12 protein-coding genes and 1 tRNA gene are annotated in these 14,649 nt (G+C 66.5%); 10 read left to right on the forward strand and 3 right to left on the reverse strand.

The window, feature by feature from the left end:
• The first annotated feature begins 7 nt into the window (after window positions 1-7).
• The 3 genes from ABS642_RS14430 to ABS642_RS14440 all read left to right on the forward strand — a co-directional run bounded on the left by ABS642_RS14430 (window position 8) and on the right by ABS642_RS14440 (window position 2,496).
• Entirely contained in the window at window positions 8-1,270 is a 1,263-nt protein-coding gene (locus ABS642_RS14430; RefSeq protein WP_350350642.1) for a family 1 glycosylhydrolase, read from the forward strand.
• A gap of 141 nt (window positions 1,271-1,411) precedes the next feature.
• Complete coding sequence (locus ABS642_RS14435; RefSeq protein ID WP_350350643.1) at window positions 1,412-1,939, forward strand: hypothetical protein; 528 nt, start codon at window positions 1,412-1,414, stop codon at window positions 1,937-1,939.
• A 35-nt stretch (window positions 1,940-1,974) separates the two neighbouring features.
• Window positions 1,975-2,496: a hypothetical protein gene (locus ABS642_RS14440; protein WP_350350644.1), complete on the forward strand. Its 522-nt coding sequence runs from the start codon at window positions 1,975-1,977 to the stop codon at window positions 2,494-2,496.
• Between the two features lie 256 nt (window positions 2,497-2,752).
• Here the strand turns inward: ABS642_RS14440 and ABS642_RS14445 are convergent, their stop codons facing one another.
• Window positions 2,753-4,036: a hypothetical protein gene (locus tag ABS642_RS14445; RefSeq protein ID WP_350350645.1), complete on the reverse strand. Its 1,284-nt coding sequence runs from the start codon at window positions 4,034-4,036 to the stop codon at window positions 2,753-2,755.
• 419 nt (window positions 4,037-4,455) lie between these two features.
• Between ABS642_RS14445 and ABS642_RS14450 the strand changes: the two genes are divergently transcribed.
• The gene (locus ABS642_RS14450) at window positions 4,456-5,349 is read left to right on the forward strand and encodes a hypothetical protein (RefSeq protein ID WP_350350646.1); all 894 of its coding nucleotides are present in this window, start codon (window positions 4,456-4,458) and stop codon (window positions 5,347-5,349) included.
• A gap of 596 nt (window positions 5,350-5,945) precedes the next feature.
• Here the strand turns inward: ABS642_RS14450 and ABS642_RS14455 are convergent.
• Both ABS642_RS14455 and ABS642_RS14460 read right to left on the reverse strand, forming a co-directional pair.
• Complete coding sequence (locus ABS642_RS14455; RefSeq protein ID WP_350350647.1) at window positions 5,946-6,662, reverse strand: DUF6338 family protein; 717 nt, start codon at window positions 6,660-6,662, stop codon at window positions 5,946-5,948.
• Window positions 6,663-7,130: 468 nt separating this feature from the next.
• Window positions 7,131-7,213 (reverse strand) — tRNA-Leu (locus ABS642_RS14460).
• A 145-nt stretch (window positions 7,214-7,358) separates the two neighbouring features.
• Between ABS642_RS14460 and ABS642_RS14465 the strand changes: the two genes are divergently transcribed.
• From ABS642_RS14465 to ABS642_RS14490, 6 genes are all read left to right on the forward strand, one after another.
• Window positions 7,359-8,075, forward strand: a complete 717-nt coding sequence (locus ABS642_RS14465; RefSeq protein ID WP_282215289.1) for a DUF3662 and FHA domain-containing protein — start codon at window positions 7,359-7,361, stop codon at window positions 8,073-8,075.
• 97 nt (window positions 8,076-8,172) lie between these two features.
• Entirely contained in the window at window positions 8,173-8,697 is a 525-nt protein-coding gene (locus tag ABS642_RS14470; protein ID WP_282215290.1) for an FHA domain-containing protein, read from the forward strand.
• A gap of 7 nt (window positions 8,698-8,704) precedes the next feature.
• Window positions 8,705-10,024: a PP2C family serine/threonine-protein phosphatase gene (locus tag ABS642_RS14475; RefSeq protein ID WP_282215291.1), complete on the forward strand. Its 1,320-nt coding sequence runs from the start codon at window positions 8,705-8,707 to the stop codon at window positions 10,022-10,024.
• Entirely contained in the window at window positions 10,021-11,406 is a 1,386-nt protein-coding gene (locus ABS642_RS14480; RefSeq protein WP_282215292.1) for an FtsW/RodA/SpoVE family cell cycle protein, read from the forward strand. Before ABS642_RS14475 ends, ABS642_RS14480 begins: the two co-directional genes overlap by 4 nt.
• A 1-nt stretch (window position 11,407) precedes the next feature.
• Window positions 11,408-12,862, forward strand: a complete 1,455-nt coding sequence (locus ABS642_RS14485) for a penicillin-binding transpeptidase domain-containing protein (RefSeq protein WP_282215293.1) — start codon at window positions 11,408-11,410, stop codon at window positions 12,860-12,862.
• Entirely contained in the window at window positions 12,859-14,601 is a 1,743-nt protein-coding gene (locus ABS642_RS14490) for a protein kinase (RefSeq protein ID WP_350350648.1), read from the forward strand. Before ABS642_RS14485 ends, ABS642_RS14490 begins: the two co-directional genes overlap by 4 nt.
• The last annotated feature ends 48 nt before the right edge of the window (window positions 14,602-14,649 follow it).

A 14,649-nucleotide genomic window follows, 5' to 3' on the forward strand; every position in this document is an offset into this window, starting at 1 on the left:
CACCCCTATGACCTGGTACCGCGACGGCCGCCTGCACTTCGGCCTCGGCATCGAGAACACCTTCATCCCTCAGGAGCGCTCCGGCGAGCGCGCCATCGACGAGTACGCGCTCACGGAGCACTACGACCAGTGGAGCGAGGACCTCGGTCTCGCCGCGTCCGTCGGCGCCGAGTTCATGCGCTGGGGCATCCCCTGGCACGTCGTCTCCCCCGAGCGCGGCCGATGGGACTGGTCGTGGACGGATCGGGTGATGGACCGCTTCGGCGAGCTCGGCATCCGCCCCATCGTCGACGTCCTCCATTACGGAACCCCGTTGTGGATCGAGGACCAGTTCGCCCACCCCGACTACCCGGCGTTCGTGGCGGAGTACGCGGCCCGCGCCGCGGATCGGTATCGGGATGTCGCGACGGACTACACCCCCGTGAACGAGCCCATGCTGCATTCGCTCTTCAGCGGGGAGTACGCGTATTGGCCCCCGTATCGCCGGGGTTCCGAGGGCCTCGTCGAGATCTCCACGGCGATCGCCCGCGGTTTCGTGCTGACCCAGCACGCGATCGCCGACGTGCTCGGTGACCGCGCGACCTTCGTGCACGTGGACGCGTCGATGCGCTACGCGGGAGACGTGGATGCTCCGGAGCACCGCGAGACCGCGGAACGCTACGCGCATCAGGGGTTTCTCGTGGAGGACCTGGTCACGGGGAAGGTCGACGACCGGCATCCGCTCGTCGGGTTCCTTCGTGCACACGACGTCTCGGACGGGGATCTCGCGTGGTTCCGCGACCACGCCGTCCAGCCGGATGTCATGGGAGTGAACTACTACCCGCGGCACTCCACGGAGCTGTTCGAGGCGGGCGTGCACCACGGCGGCGGATTCGCCGACCCTCGTCCGACGCGAGACGACGGTGTGGAGGGCCTCACCGAGATGCTGCAGCTGTATGCGGAGCGCTATGGCGCGCCGGTCATGCTGGCGGAGACGTGCGTGACGGATGACGTCGCGACGCGCATCGCGTGGATGGACGCGTCTGTGCAAGCCGTGGAGGAACTGCGCGCCGCGGGAACGGATGTCGTCGGCTACACGTGGTGGCCGCTGTTCGACATGTACGAGTGGACGTATCGCCACAGCACCGGGCCGCGGGCGGAGCACCTGCTGACGATGGGGTTGTTCGACCTCGTCGACGGTGCATCGTCGCTGGAGCGGGTTCGGAACCCGGTGGCGGATCGGTTCGCGGCGTATGCGCGCCGCGTGAGTCTCCACGCGACGGGCACGTGAGTCCCGCCGGCGCGCGCTAGATCGGATCGCGGCCATCTCAGAAGGCGTGATAGCTTCCGCTCGACCCATTGTGATGCCTGACGGTCGCGCAGCCGTCAGGCGACGAGTTGGCCGCTTTGTGGTGCCTCTAGGGTGGGAACCATGGATGAATGGATCGCCGCCTGGCTCGCGCAAGAGCCTGCCGTGAGGATCTCATCCATCGCGTTACTGGTTGCCATTTGCTCTGCGGCGGCGGGGATCATGGGAGCGGTGAACGGGGCCCGCGCACTCCGGCTCGCCAAGAAGCAGGACTCTCGCAAGAAGCCGAATCTCAACGTCACCTACGAGCACGGCTCGTGGGAAGCCACGGACGCAGAAACTGTGTACTCCGTGAGAGTTCTCGTCCGGAACCCCTCCGATTCAGCGAACGCGGTCAGCGACGCAGAACTCCTCACGACATACTCAGTGGGCGGCCGCCACGTTCCGCTGCGGATTCCGAGAGATACCGCGTCCGCGATACTGCCCGCGCAGCTCACCGCTGGCGGAAGCGCGCAGCTGAATCTCCAGTTCACCGCTCGGCCAGAACTGTACAGCGGACGGAACGCGGAGGGCTTCCGGCTCTACCTCGTTGACACGCACGGGACTGAACTTCTTACCGACCTCGGCTACATCCAGGCGAGAACGTCGTGAAACGAGTGTTGCGCATCAACGCGCGGGTCCTACCGGTGACCGAAGCCACTGGGATCGCTGGCGTCGGTATTGCAGGCGGCCATCTCATCCCCGTTGTCATGGCCGACCTGACAGACCATCCGGACATTCAGGAGCTCCTCCGCGTGCACGGGCATGTGGAGTCGGGAGACTGCGCTTCTTCTTGGATCGTGACCGCTGGCGCGAGGCAGGTGATTCTCAAGCTTGAATTCATACGCCCAGTCGAGGTCGCATTCGCGCTCGCGTTCGACATGAGCACCTCCGCACCCATTGTGGACTCCATCGTCAATCACAATGCGCTGTACTTCGTTCACGGGTTGAGAGGCGACAAATACCTCACTATCGACAGCAGGGACAAGGTACTGATCAACGTCCCGGAGATGGGCTTCGAGCTCTACTGGGAGGGCATCTTCCTCAAGCAAGCCGCGTCGGACATACGCAAGCGAGGCGTTTCTCGCAAGCAGGCTCGCGCGATGGCACCGGAGTTCATCGAGCAACTTCGCTCGCTGGTGAACATTCAGATGCCGCCCGCGCGTTGAACTTTCGACGAATCCTACGCGCGTCGTGGCTGATGCACCCGCCCTCTCGACCCCGCCTCGGCCGAACGAGAACCCGCTGCACCCCAGACATGTATTCAAGGTGGATGTGCCGACGGTGCTTGGATCTGCCTCCGCTTGAGCCGGGCGAAAACTAGCCCGACGACCGCCGGCACCACACAATGCCATCCTGGCACCCGTTGCACGGGAGCGAGATAACCGAAGCGATCCCTCCGAGTCCGGCGAACCCGTGAGCGCGCTATCTGAGAGGCAGTCCATACCCGCGCCGCACTGAGTCTGAAAAGGGCGGGTACGTCGACCAGTTCTCCGACGACTCTTCAGCGGGGGATGGATATAAGGCCCACGGCGCCGCGGTGATGAGAGCGTTCGCAAGTTGGGCGGAGAGCACGATGAGGTCCTCTATGAGGGGTAGAGGCCGTAGGACGAGTTCCCGTTCGCGCCCGGGCCTCGAGGGCTGGTCCTCGAAGTAGGTCCATCGTTGCGTCCGACCCAGCTGGGCTGCGAGCATTCGGAAGGCGACAGCCGGCTCCCCTTCAAGCGTCGCGAGGGACTCAACTTCACCGTGTTCCTCATAGGCGGCCCTGCCGAACGGTTCGTTGTGAATTGTGTTGCGCAGGACAGAGATCACTCGAAGCAGAGCACGATTGTCCTGGTGGTCGAGGATGTCGCGGACTGAATCGGGGAGCACTCTACGGAAATCCTTCCGCGCGAAAGAAGCCGCTGCTTGAGCGGCAGGTTCTACAAGCTCGTTGTTCAGCGCACGGCCGGCGGCATCGAAGATTCCCTGCAGGCTGACGACCGTTCGCTCTACGAGTTCGTCAGGCTCCTCGAAGCCGAGGAGCCCATCGGGGTGCAGGCTCGATACCAAGAGTCGATCCCGCGCACCCAGTGCGCGTTTCAACCGGATCAGCATCGCCCGTAGCAGCGCAAGTGTCTCATCATGCGGTCTGATGCCTTGCCTGCCCTCGAACTGCGCCGACACTGCTGGGAGCATCGTGATCGCCTGCGTATGCTCGGCCATCCAGGTGGAGATGATGCGAGGCTCGTCCAAGCCGACGAGGACGTGACTGCGCAACCGTTGATGAAGTCCGATGACCGCTAGTGCGTCCTGGGGTGTGCACGCAATCCGCATCGTCAGACCATGTAGAGCGTAGGCATTGTCTGTGACGTACACGTGCGCGTTCAACGCGATCGCGGCTTGCGCATCGAGGGATCGCTCGCGGGCTTCCTCAGCGTCTAGACCGTACGCATCCGCCCAGTTATACGCACTCTCCTTGTTGTTCTCAGCGTAAGGAATGCCACTGCGTCGGGTTCCGTTTTCATTCATCTCGATGACACCACCCCAGCCGTTGTCTGTGTTGATCTCAGCCGGAGCGATGACCGCATAGTCGCCCGCGGACTGCAGCGACTTTTTCTCGCGACGACGCAGAAGTTGAAGGCTCTGGTCATGCACCCCGAGTAGCTCGAAGTATCGCTTGGTTGCCTCGTCGAGGGGTAATAGCGGGTCGACGACAATGCGCATGACGGGCACGTCACCGGCAACGTCGAAGGCACTCGGCTCGGTTCCACTCGAACGCGACCGTCGGCGCAGGCCTTCCCACACGGTGCGGCCAGTTTCGCGTGCGCGTCTCATTCACACAGGGTTGCATGCACGGGACAGCGGTCCGGCGGAAGAATCGCGCCGCTGACGATCCCTACCACGGTGCTGAGGGCGGGTACGCCCTGCCGTTCGACGCCGTCTACGAGTGGGTCGTTGGCCAACGCGTGCGCGGCGCGGCGCGGAACGACTGCGTGAGATGGCCGACAACATCGATGCCGGTCGCACCGTGCAGACGAAAGGCCCGTCCCCTTTGGCGCCCGATACGTTGAAGCGATGGCAGGCGCAGTCGCGCGACCACTAGCCCATAGCCGCAACCTAGATTCAGATCACGGAGACATTCGATGACGCACAACCACGAACCACGGGAAGGCACGCAGGTCGCGGCCGTGCTGAGCACCCTCTTCAGCACGCAGAAAATTTCGGCGAAAGAGACGGATAGGCACATCGCCAAGGTCGCGCACGCGTGGCAGGTGGTCGGGAGCGATGCTCAGATCGCTGAGCTGCACGCCACGCTAAATGGCGTACAGGAGGGACGCGCCGTCGAGATCTTCGGCCGCGCGGCCTCCGCCGGCGAGCAGCTGGGGTTGGCATTGACGCTCCGCCTCGACGCGCGCCGCTGGATGGAGAAGGCAAACGACCGCGAGATCCACCTTCCTGTTCGTGCTCTCGCGGAGATGCAGGGCTATTACACTCTCGCGTCCGCCGCCGGCCTCGCCAACGTCATCCTCCGGATGGGGCTCCTGAATGACGACATCCGGACGCGGATCGAAGCGCGCTGGACGAACAACAAGGGCTTTCATCCGTTCTCAGCCGACCGCAACGATTGGATCCAGTTCAGCGAGAAGGCATTCACGACCGTCAGAGAGTCCATCGACGCCGCCAACGTTCCCGAACTGCAGGCGTCAGCCGACGCGCTCCTCCGTCTACGCAAGGATGCGCGATGGAACGACCTGGATGCCCGGCGAGCCGAGGATTATCACCAGTGGCGTCCTCAGAGCGTCGCTGGCGGCGTTCCGGCGGAAAGTTTCTGGAGAGCACTCGCGGATGGCACACGTACAGCGACATTCCCGCCCGCGGACTACGTCCTTCCAGACCTGTCGGAGGTCTGCGCAGAAAGTGATGCGGCGCTGGAACTGCTCGCCGACACCGCCAATGAGGTTCTGGGTCGTTTCCCCGCTGCCATGCGAGAAGTGAAACTTGATATCTATGATGCGGGCACGCAACTCGGCATCTAGCGACCCGCGACTCGGGAGCCTCGGTAGGCGGGGAGGCAGCGCCCGATCCGCCGCAAACGCTTCACTTCAATCCAGTCGCTGAACGCTTCCCCATCGTCATCGACCTCACGAACACACGCCGCGAACGTTTCGAAGAGTCGTCGTCATCGCGCGTGGAAGTTCGCCGGGGTTTCGGTGCGATGGTGCATCGACAGCTTCTTGACGTATCCGAGGCCCGGGTAGTGCTGGTCCGCGTGCAGCCGGCTGAACTCGTCGATGGCCGAGCTGTTGAAGCTAGCGCTTGGCTGCCCCGGAGTCTCCCGCCGTGCCTTTCGGTCCCTGCGTGGGCGGCTTCACCGGCCGGTTGGGCTTCATCATGCTCGGCCTTGCCCCGAACTGACCATCGCTGTTCGACGGGCGCCGCGGCGGCACGTTGTCCTTGACCACGATGACCTACTTGTCCGACGCGCCGGAGTCGCCCGCGCCACCGGAGGGGCCGCTGGTCGGGGGCTTCACGGCATGACTGGGTTTGCTGCCGTTGGTTGGTTTCGCTCCTTCACCAGCACGGCGGGGAGAGCTGTCCTTGGAGAACGGCTCGGACTGGCGCCCCTTGTCGGTCATCGCTGCTTCTCATCTTTCTGCGCAGGCGCATCGATCCACTCCACAAGGCAATCATCGGTGATGGGCACCCACACCCCGAGCGAATCGCTGAGCGGTTCAAGGAACTCTCCCTGCTTGCTCATGCGCCACTGATGCGCGATGAAGATATCGCGCTCGAACGGGTACGTGCTGACGTAGCCCTGCACGTCGAACCATCCGCCGACATACACGCCGGTCGTCGTCTTCACACGAACGAACCGCGGCGTCTCGGCGCCGTACCCAGCGAGGTCCCACGCGCGGGGGGTGCCCTGGTTGCGGTTGATGCGACGCAGCTTCCGCACGACGTTGCCCTCATCGTCGAGCTCACTCACCACGCGACCCGAGCTCATGGCCGCCGCCACACCACCCGGGATCATCACGAGCAAGAGCACCACGACGAGCCCGATCCACCACGCTGGCGTGTCCCGCCACCCATCGTCGATCCAGTTCTCGAAGGAGCCGAGCGTTACCATCCCCGTCACCTCGCTGGCCAGGCCGACCGCGGCGAGGCCGAGACCGACATACACGATGACGAAGATCGCGCTGACGTACAGCGCCTCCAGGATCCGTGCGCCCGCGCCATGATCCGGAGCCCGCCAGCCCACGAACCACGTCCGCACTGTGACGAAGCTGATACCCGGCACCAGCATCGCGATGAAGATCAGCACCTGCGGGAGGGACTCGGGAACGTTCACAGCGCCAGGCTATCCGCCATCGCGGAAACCGGTGCGGGGGATGACCCCTCCGCCGCAGGGTGAGAAGTGAGAGTGCCGCGAGGAAAAGCAGCTGATGACAGAAGAGACTGCGCGCCGCGAGCTTGCTCCGCCAATGTGGGGACGGCGCGCTCGATGTTGTCATCCCGATGCGGACGGACGGAGCAAAAAGAGGTGGTTAGAAGAATATTCTGACCAGCTCTTTCGATTTACAAATACATTGCTCTGAATAGACGAACAGAGCCATCCTGTGCGCGAGGGGGGACTCGAGTCCCTCCGGCGCACTCCACCCGCCGCCTCGTTCCCGAAATCGGCGAACGCAGGAGCATCGGGCGGCGCGCGGACCCTCCGCGCCGGTGGGGCCCTGATTATCGAGGGGCCTCACTCGTGCTCTCGAATGAATGACAGAAGGCCGAACCCTCCGGGCCCGGCCTTCTGTCATTCGTCCTGTGCGCGAGGGGGGACTCGAACCCCCACATCCTTGCGAATACTGGCACCTGAAGCCAGCGCGTCTACCATTCCGCCACTCGCGCGAGTGGTCTCGTTCCGAAGAACTCAACTTCCCGAGGATATCACGCGATTTCGGCCTCCTCACACACCCGGAAAGCGTCATCGGCGGCGTTCCCCCAGGTCACCTGGCTACGATGTCCCTACCGGTCGGCATGCCAGAGGAGCCCAGTGGGACTACTTGACAGCTTTGAGAAGGGTCTCGAACGCGCAGTCAACAGCGCGTTCGCGAAGACCTTCCGCAGCGGCATCCAGCCCGTGGAGATCGCCTCGGCGGTTCGTCGTGAAGCAGACACGAAAGCCGCGGTCGTCAGCCGCGACCGCATCATCGCGCCCAACAGCTTCGTGGTGCGTCTGAGCACCGACGACGCCGAACGGATGCGCGGGCTCGGAAACGCCCTGACCGAAGAGCTCCACGCACTTCTCACCAAGCACGCCAAGTCCCAGGGCTACAGCTTCTCGGGCCCGCTCTCGATCAGCCTCGAGGCCGACGAGAAGGTCGCCACCGGCACGGTCCGGGTCGACTCCGGCACGGTCGAGGGCCGCGTCAGCTGGCAGGCCGTCGTCGACGTCGACGGTCGACGGCACTCGATCTCGCGCGCCCGCACCGTGATCGGACGCGGGTCGGATGCCGACATCACGATCGCGGATGCCGGTTCGAGCCGCAAGCACGTCGAGATCCTGTGGGACGGCGAGCGCGCCATGATGCGCGACCTGGGCTCCACGAACGGCACCAAGGTCAACGGCCAGAAGCTCCGCGAAGCCGCGCTCCCCTCCGACACCACGATCACCATCGGCCGCACCGACCTGGTGTTCAAGATCGTCCCCGTGTCGATGCCTTCGCGCCCGACCGACGACGCCACCCGCGCGTTCGGAGGCTTCGGATGACCGCCCTTCGACAAGCTCAGGGACCCACCTGCGCTCAGGGACCCACCCGCGCTCAGGGCCCCACTCCTGGCCAGGACCCCACGGCGGTGAGGCCGCGATGAGTGAACTGATCCTCCTGCTGCTGCGCGTCGGGTTCCTCATCGTCATGTGGTTCTTCGTGTTCGGCGTCGTGTACTCGCTGCGCGCCGACCTGTTCGGCGTGAAGGTGCGCAAGCTCCCCGCCGAGGCGACCGCCGGCGCGGCATCCGCTCCGGCCGCCCCTGCGAAGCCCGCGGCCGCGTCTCGTCCGGCATCCGCGAAGGCCTCGACGGGCCCCGCCACGATCGCGACGGCGAAGCGCCTCGTGATCACCTCCGGACCGAAGACGGGCCTCGAGCTCCCCCTCGGCGCCGACTCGATGACGATCGGCCGCTCGAGCGAGTCGGCGCTCGTGATCCGCGACGACTACACGTCGAGCCATCACGCCCGCCTCATGCTCCGCGGCGACGCGTGGGCGATCCAGGACCTCGACTCCACGAACGGCACCTTCGTCGCCGGCCAACGCGTGACCGGCGGACCCGTCAACCTCTCGCTCGGCACCCCGATCAAGGTGGGCGCCACGACCTTCGAGCTGCGAGCCTGACCCCGGCATGGTCTTCGAAGGCTCGAGCGTCGCGATCTCCCACACCGGGAAGGTCCGCTCCAACAACCAGGACTCCGGGTATTCCGGAGCGAACCTGTTCGTCGTCGCCGACGGCATGGGCGGCCACGCCGGCGGCGACGTCGCCTCGAGCATCGCGATCCACCGCCTCGAGCCCCTCGACCAGCCCTACGCCTCCACGGAAGACGCGCAGGCGTCCCTCCAGGCGGCGGCGACCACCGCAGCGGGCGACCTCATCCGCGCCGCGAAGGACCGACCGGAGCTCGCCGGCCTCGGCACCACGCTCAGCGCGATCATCATGGTCGACGAGTACGCGGTCATCGGCCACATCGGCGACTCGCGCATCTACCTGTACCGCGACGACGCCCTGACCCAGATCACCGCCGACCACACCTTCGTGCAGCGCCTCGTCGACTCGGGCCGCATCACCCCCGAAGAGGCCCGCTACCACCCGCGCCGCTCGGTGCTCATGCGCGTGCTCAGCGACATGGACTCGGACCCCGAGCTCGACATGTTCGTCATGCACACGCAGCCCGGCGACCGCTGGCTGCTGTGCTCCGACGGCCTCTCCGGCGTAGTCGACGAGCCGCACATCCTCAAGGCGATGCAGCTCGGGCTCGCCCCCGGCCGCACGGCAGACAACCTGCTCAAGCAGGCCCTCGACGGCGGTGCCCCCGACAACGTCACGATCGTCCTGGTCGACGTCGGCGGACAGCATCCGATCCACACCGGAACAGCGACCGTCGTCGGATCGGCGTCGAACCCGTCCGGCGTCTACGTGCCGCCCGTGCGCCCGACCCGCGGCAACTGGCTGCACCCTGTGCGCCAGGCCGCCAACGAGCCCAGCCACTTCGAGCCGGCCCCCGAGTACCTCGAGGAGCTCATCGAGGAGGATCGTCGTCGCGCCAAGCGCCGGCGGCTCGGCTGGATCGCCGGAGTTCTCGTCGTCCTCGTCATGCTCGGCGTCGCCGCGTTCGCGGCCTACAGCTGGACGCAGACGCGGTACTTCATCGGCGCCGACGACGACAGCGTCGTGATCTTCCAGGGCGTGCAGCAGAACATCGGCCCGATCACGCTGTCGACCCCTCTCGAAGACACCGACATCCTCCTGGCGAACCTGCCGCCGTACCAGCGCGCGTCCGTCGAGCGCACGATCACGGCCCGCTCCCTCGCCGACGCGATGGCCATCGTCGACCGTCTGCGCGCCGGGGCCGACGCGAACGCCATCGAGCAGACCCCCCTCCCGACCCCGCTGCCCACACCCGTCCCGACTCCGGAAGAGACCCCGGCCGGCGGAGGTGAGGGATGAGCACCGACGTCACCGCCGACACCAGCGTCATCAAGGCCCTCAAGCGGCTTCGGATGCCGCAGACGCAGCGCAATCGCGAGTTCTGGCTGCTGCTGTTCGCCTGCGCGATCAGCGGAGCGGCGCTGACCCTCGTCCAGCTCGGCGCCCTCGGCGTGATCGACCCCGTCGTGCTCGCCATCGGCGGCGGGCTCGCGGTCCTCGCCTTCGCCCTGCACTTCGTGCTGCGGTTCGTGGCCGCCGACGCCGACCCGTTCGTGGTTCCGATCGCGACGCTGCTCAGCGGCGTCGGCATCGCCATGATCTACCGCATCGACATCGCGAAGGCGAACACGGGCTGGGACGCCTACTCGACCAAGCAGCTCGCCTGGACGGCGATCTCGCTTGCCGGCGCGATCGCCGTGGTCATCCTGCTGCGCAACTACCGCATCCTCTTCCGCTACACCTACATCTTCGGCCTCACCGGCATCGTGCTGCTCCTGCTCCCCTTCGTGCCGGGCCTGCGCATCGACGACGCGAACGCGGCCGTATGGGTCTCGCTCGGCGGCGTCTTCGCCTTCCAGCCCGGCGAGCTCGCCAAGATCGCCCTCGCGATCTTCTTCGCCGGCTACCTGGTCCGTACCCGCGAGAGCCTCACGTCGGTCGGCAAGCGCGTGCTCGGCATCACCTGGCCGCGCATGCGCGAGCTCGGACCCGTGCTGGTCGTCTGGGTCATCTCGCTCGGCATCATCATCTTCCAGCGCGACCTCGGCACCGGAACCCTCATCTTCGGCATGTTCGTCGCGATGCTGTACGTCGCGACCGGCAAGACCAGCTGGGTGCTCATCGGCCTGGCCCTGGTGGTCGCCGGAGTCGCCCTCGCCACGCAGATCCTCAGCTACGTGCAGGGACGCTTCATCAACTGGCTGTTCCTTTTCGATGCGGACCAGGTCGACCCCGACGGTCCGGGCTACCAGCCCATGCAGGGCCTGTTCGGACTCGCCCGAGGCGGCCTCATCGGCACCGGCTGGGGTCAGGGCCGACCCGAGATCACGCCCCTCGCGCACAGCGACTACATCATCACGAGCCTCGGTGAAGAGCTCGGCCTGATCGGTCTGTTCGCGATCCTCTGCCTCTACATGGTCTTCGTCAGCCGCGGCATGCGGATCGGACTCGCGGGTCAGGACGACTTCGGCAAGCTCCTCGCGACGGGCCTCTCGTTCACGATCGCGCTGCAGGTGTTCATCATGGTCGGCGGCGTGACCCGCATCATCCCGCTGACCGGTCTCACGACGCCGTTCCTCGCGGCCGGCGGCTCGTCGCTCGTGGCCAACTGGCTCATCGTCGCGCTCCTGCTGCGAATCTCCGACGGCGTGCGCCGCCAGCCGCGGGTGGTGATCGGCTGACATGACCAAGGAACTCCGCCGCCTCAGCATCGTGATGCTGTTCATGTTCATCGCCCTGTTCGCCGCGAGCAGCTGGATCCAGGTCGTCGAAGCCGACAGCCTCGCCCAGAACAGCCACAACAAGCGCACGCGCCTGGACAGCTACGAGATCCAGCGCGGCTCGATCATCGTCGACGGCGTCGCGATCGCGACCTCGGTCCCGAGCGACGACCAGTACCAGTTCCAGCGGGTCTACTCCGACGCGCCGATGTGGGAGCCGGTGACCGGATGGTTCAACCCGGCGCTCGGCTCCGCGACCGGCATCGAGGAGGCCATGAACGCCGACCTCTCCGGAACGGGATCGAACGCGTTCCTCGCCGAGGTCGAGCGCATCCTCTCCGGTCAGCCGCAGCGCGGCTTCAGCGTCGAGCTGTCTCTGAACACCGCCGCGCAGCAGGCCGCCTACGACGCGCTCCAGGGCTACCAGGGCGCGGTCGTCGCGATCGAACCGGCGACCGGCCGCATCCTGGCCATGGTCTCGACCCCGGGCTTCGACACGAACCTGCTGGCCTCGCACGATGCGGATGCCGCCAATGCGACATACGACCAGCTCGAGTCCGACCCCACCAAGCCGCTCTCGAACCGCGCGATCCGGGGCGACCTGAACCCTCCGGGATCGACATTCAAGCTCATCACGGCCGCCGCCGCATACGCGAGCGGTGAGTGGACCCCGGACTCGACCCTGCCGAACCCCGCCCGTTACACGCTCCCCGGCTCATCCAACACGGTGTCCAACGCCTGGGGCGGAACCTGCGGGTCCGGCGACACGGTCACGATCGCAGAGGCCATCCGCCTGAGCTGCAACATCCCGATGGCCGAGCTCGCCGTCGAGCTGGGCGACGAGCGGATCCGCGAGATGGCCGAGAAGTTCGGCTTCAACAAGAGCTTCTCGACACCGCTCGAGTCCACGCCGTCGAGCTACCCTCGGGCCCTCGACGACGCGCAGACCGCGCTCTCCGGATTCGGGCAGGGGCAGGTCACCTCGACCCCGCTGCAGATCGCCATGCTGGCCGCCGGCATCGCCAACGACGGGGTCGTCATGAACCCGCAGATGGTCGACGCCGTGATCGGCAACGACCTCTCGGTCATCCGCTCCTTCGAGAACAGCGAGTTCGGGCGGGCGATGGAAGCGACGACAGCCGACCAGATCACCGCATCCATGGTCGCGAGCGTCTCAACGGGCGCCGCGCAGGGTGCAAGAATAGACGGGATCGACGTGGCGGGTAAGACCGGGACGGCAGAGAACGGAAACAGGCCGCATACGTTGTGGTTCACCGGTTTCGCACCGGCGGACGACCCCGCGGTCGCAGTAGCGGTCGTCGTCGAAGACGGCGGCGGACAAGGGCAGTCCGGAAGCGGCGACACCATCGCCGCTCCGATTGCGAAGAAGGTCATAGAGGCGGTGCTGGGCAGATGAGACCGACGCAGGGTGTGTCGTTCGGTGGTCGCTACGAGCTGCAGTCGCGAATCGCGATCGGCGGCATGGGCGAGGTGTGGGAGGCGACGGATCACGTCATCGGACGTACCGTCGCGATCAAGATCCTCAAGGACGAGTACATGGGGGACCCCGGGTTCCTCGAGCGATTCCGCGCCGAGGCGCGGCATGCTGCTCTCGTCAACCACGAGGGCATCGCCAGCGTCTTCGACTACGGCGAGGAGAACGGCAGCGCCTACCTCGTCATGGAGCTCGTGCCCGGTGAGGCTCTGTCGACCGTGCTCGAGCGCGACGGCGCGCTGAGCGCCGACAAGACGCTCGACATCGTCGCCCAGACGGCATCCGCTCTGCAGGCGGCGCACGCCGCCGGCCTCGTGCACCGCGACATCAAGCCGGGCAACCTGCTGATCACGCCCGACGGCCGCGTCAAGATCACCGACTTCGGCATCGCCCGCATCGCCGACCAGGTGCCGCTCACCGCGACCGGTCAGGTCATGGGGACCGTGCAGTACCTGTCGCCCGAGCAGGCGTCGGGTCACCCGGCTTCGCCCGCGACCGACACCTACTCGCTCGGCATCGTCGCGTACGAGTGCCTGGCCGGGAAGCGCCCGTTCACGGGCGAGTCGCAGGTCGCGATCGCGATGGCGCAGATCAACGAGCAGCCTCCGCCGCTGCCGCCGACCGTGCCGATCCCGGTGCAGAACCTCGTCATGGCGATGATCGCCAAGAAGCCGTCGGATCGCCCGTCGTCCTCGGCGACGGTCGCCCGTGCCGCGCAGGCTCTGCGCCGTGGTGACCTGAACTCCGCCGCCATCGCCGTCCCGGCGATCGCCACCGGAGGGATCGCCGGCAACGACGACGCGACCCGGATGCTGTCCGCGACGGGTGATGAAGGCGCCACTCGCATCCTCCCGACCACCGCCCAGCTCCCCACCGAGGAAGCAGCGGACGAGAAGGAGAAGAAGAAGCGCAGCCCGTGGACCTGGCCGCTGATCGCCCTGATCGCGCTGCTCGTGATCGTGCTCGGCGGCACCATCTGGGCACTGTCGCAGCAGGGCGACACCAACGCCGACCCCTCGGGTTCGCCGACGACCTCGGCGCCGCCGAGCAAGACGCCGACGCCCACGCCGCCACCGACGCCCAAGGAGACGCGTGTCGATGTGACGGCGCTGAACCTGGCGGAAATGGACTGCGCCGGCGCGACGACCACTCTCACGGGCGCTGGTTTCGTGAGCGACATCACGTGCGTCGACGGCGATCCCGCCCCGACCGACGAGCAGGTCGGCCGGGTCTACAACGTCGCGCCTTCGGGCAACGTCCTCACGACCACGCCGATCGTGCTCACGGTCTACGCCGGTCGCACCGCGCTCCCGACGCCGACGGACACTCCCACGATCACGGGCGACCCGGTTGCCGGTGGCACCGTGACGATCGCCTGGGGTACCGGTTTCACCTGCCCGAGCGGATCCACGCTCTCCGGCTACGTCGTCTCGGTGCAGAACGGCACGTTCGTGTCGGGCGGCCCCAACTTCCAGCCGACGCAGCGCAACACGCAGATCAAGGTGGCGGATGCCGCGGGCCAGCAGCTCATCGTGACCTACCAGGGCATGTGCTCCGGCGGCGACCAGCGCACCTCCGATGCGTCGCCCCCGCTGTCGGTCACGATCACGGCCCCGGGCGGGGACGGCGAGGGTGACGGCGACGGCGGAACCGCCGGGTAGCCTAGATCCAGCTCAGTCAACGTCGTTCCAAGGGGGGTAATCCGTGTC

This window comes from Microbacterium sp. A8/3-1, from assembly GCF_040267695.1.
Lineage (GTDB): Bacteria > Actinomycetota > Actinomycetes > Actinomycetales > Microbacteriaceae > Microbacterium > Microbacterium luteolum.

Bases quoted from the DNA above. Each gene is read 5' to 3' on its own strand.
- ABS642_RS14430 (WP_350350642.1), top strand. From the start codon at position 8: ATGACCTGGTACCGCGACGGCCGCCTGCACTTCGGCCTCGGCATCGAG.
- ABS642_RS14435 (WP_350350643.1), top strand. From the start codon at position 1,412: ATGGATGAATGGATCGCCGCCTGGCTCGCGCAAGAGCCTGCCGTGAGG.
- ABS642_RS14445 (WP_350350645.1), bottom strand. From the start codon at position 4,036: ATGCGCATTGTCGTCGACCCGCTATTACCCCTCGACGAGGCAACCAAG.
- ABS642_RS14450 (WP_350350646.1), top strand. From the start codon at position 4,456: ATGACGCACAACCACGAACCACGGGAAGGCACGCAGGTCGCGGCCGTG.
- ABS642_RS14470 (WP_282215290.1), top strand. From the start codon at position 8,173: ATGAGTGAACTGATCCTCCTGCTGCTGCGCGTCGGGTTCCTCATCGTC.
- ABS642_RS14475 (WP_282215291.1), top strand. From the start codon at position 8,705: ATGGTCTTCGAAGGCTCGAGCGTCGCGATCTCCCACACCGGGAAGGTC.
- ABS642_RS14480 (WP_282215292.1), top strand. From the start codon at position 10,021: ATGAGCACCGACGTCACCGCCGACACCAGCGTCATCAAGGCCCTCAAG.
- ABS642_RS14485 (WP_282215293.1), top strand. From the start codon at position 11,408: ATGACCAAGGAACTCCGCCGCCTCAGCATCGTGATGCTGTTCATGTTC.
- ABS642_RS14490 (WP_350350648.1), top strand. From the start codon at position 12,859: ATGAGACCGACGCAGGGTGTGTCGTTCGGTGGTCGCTACGAGCTGCAG.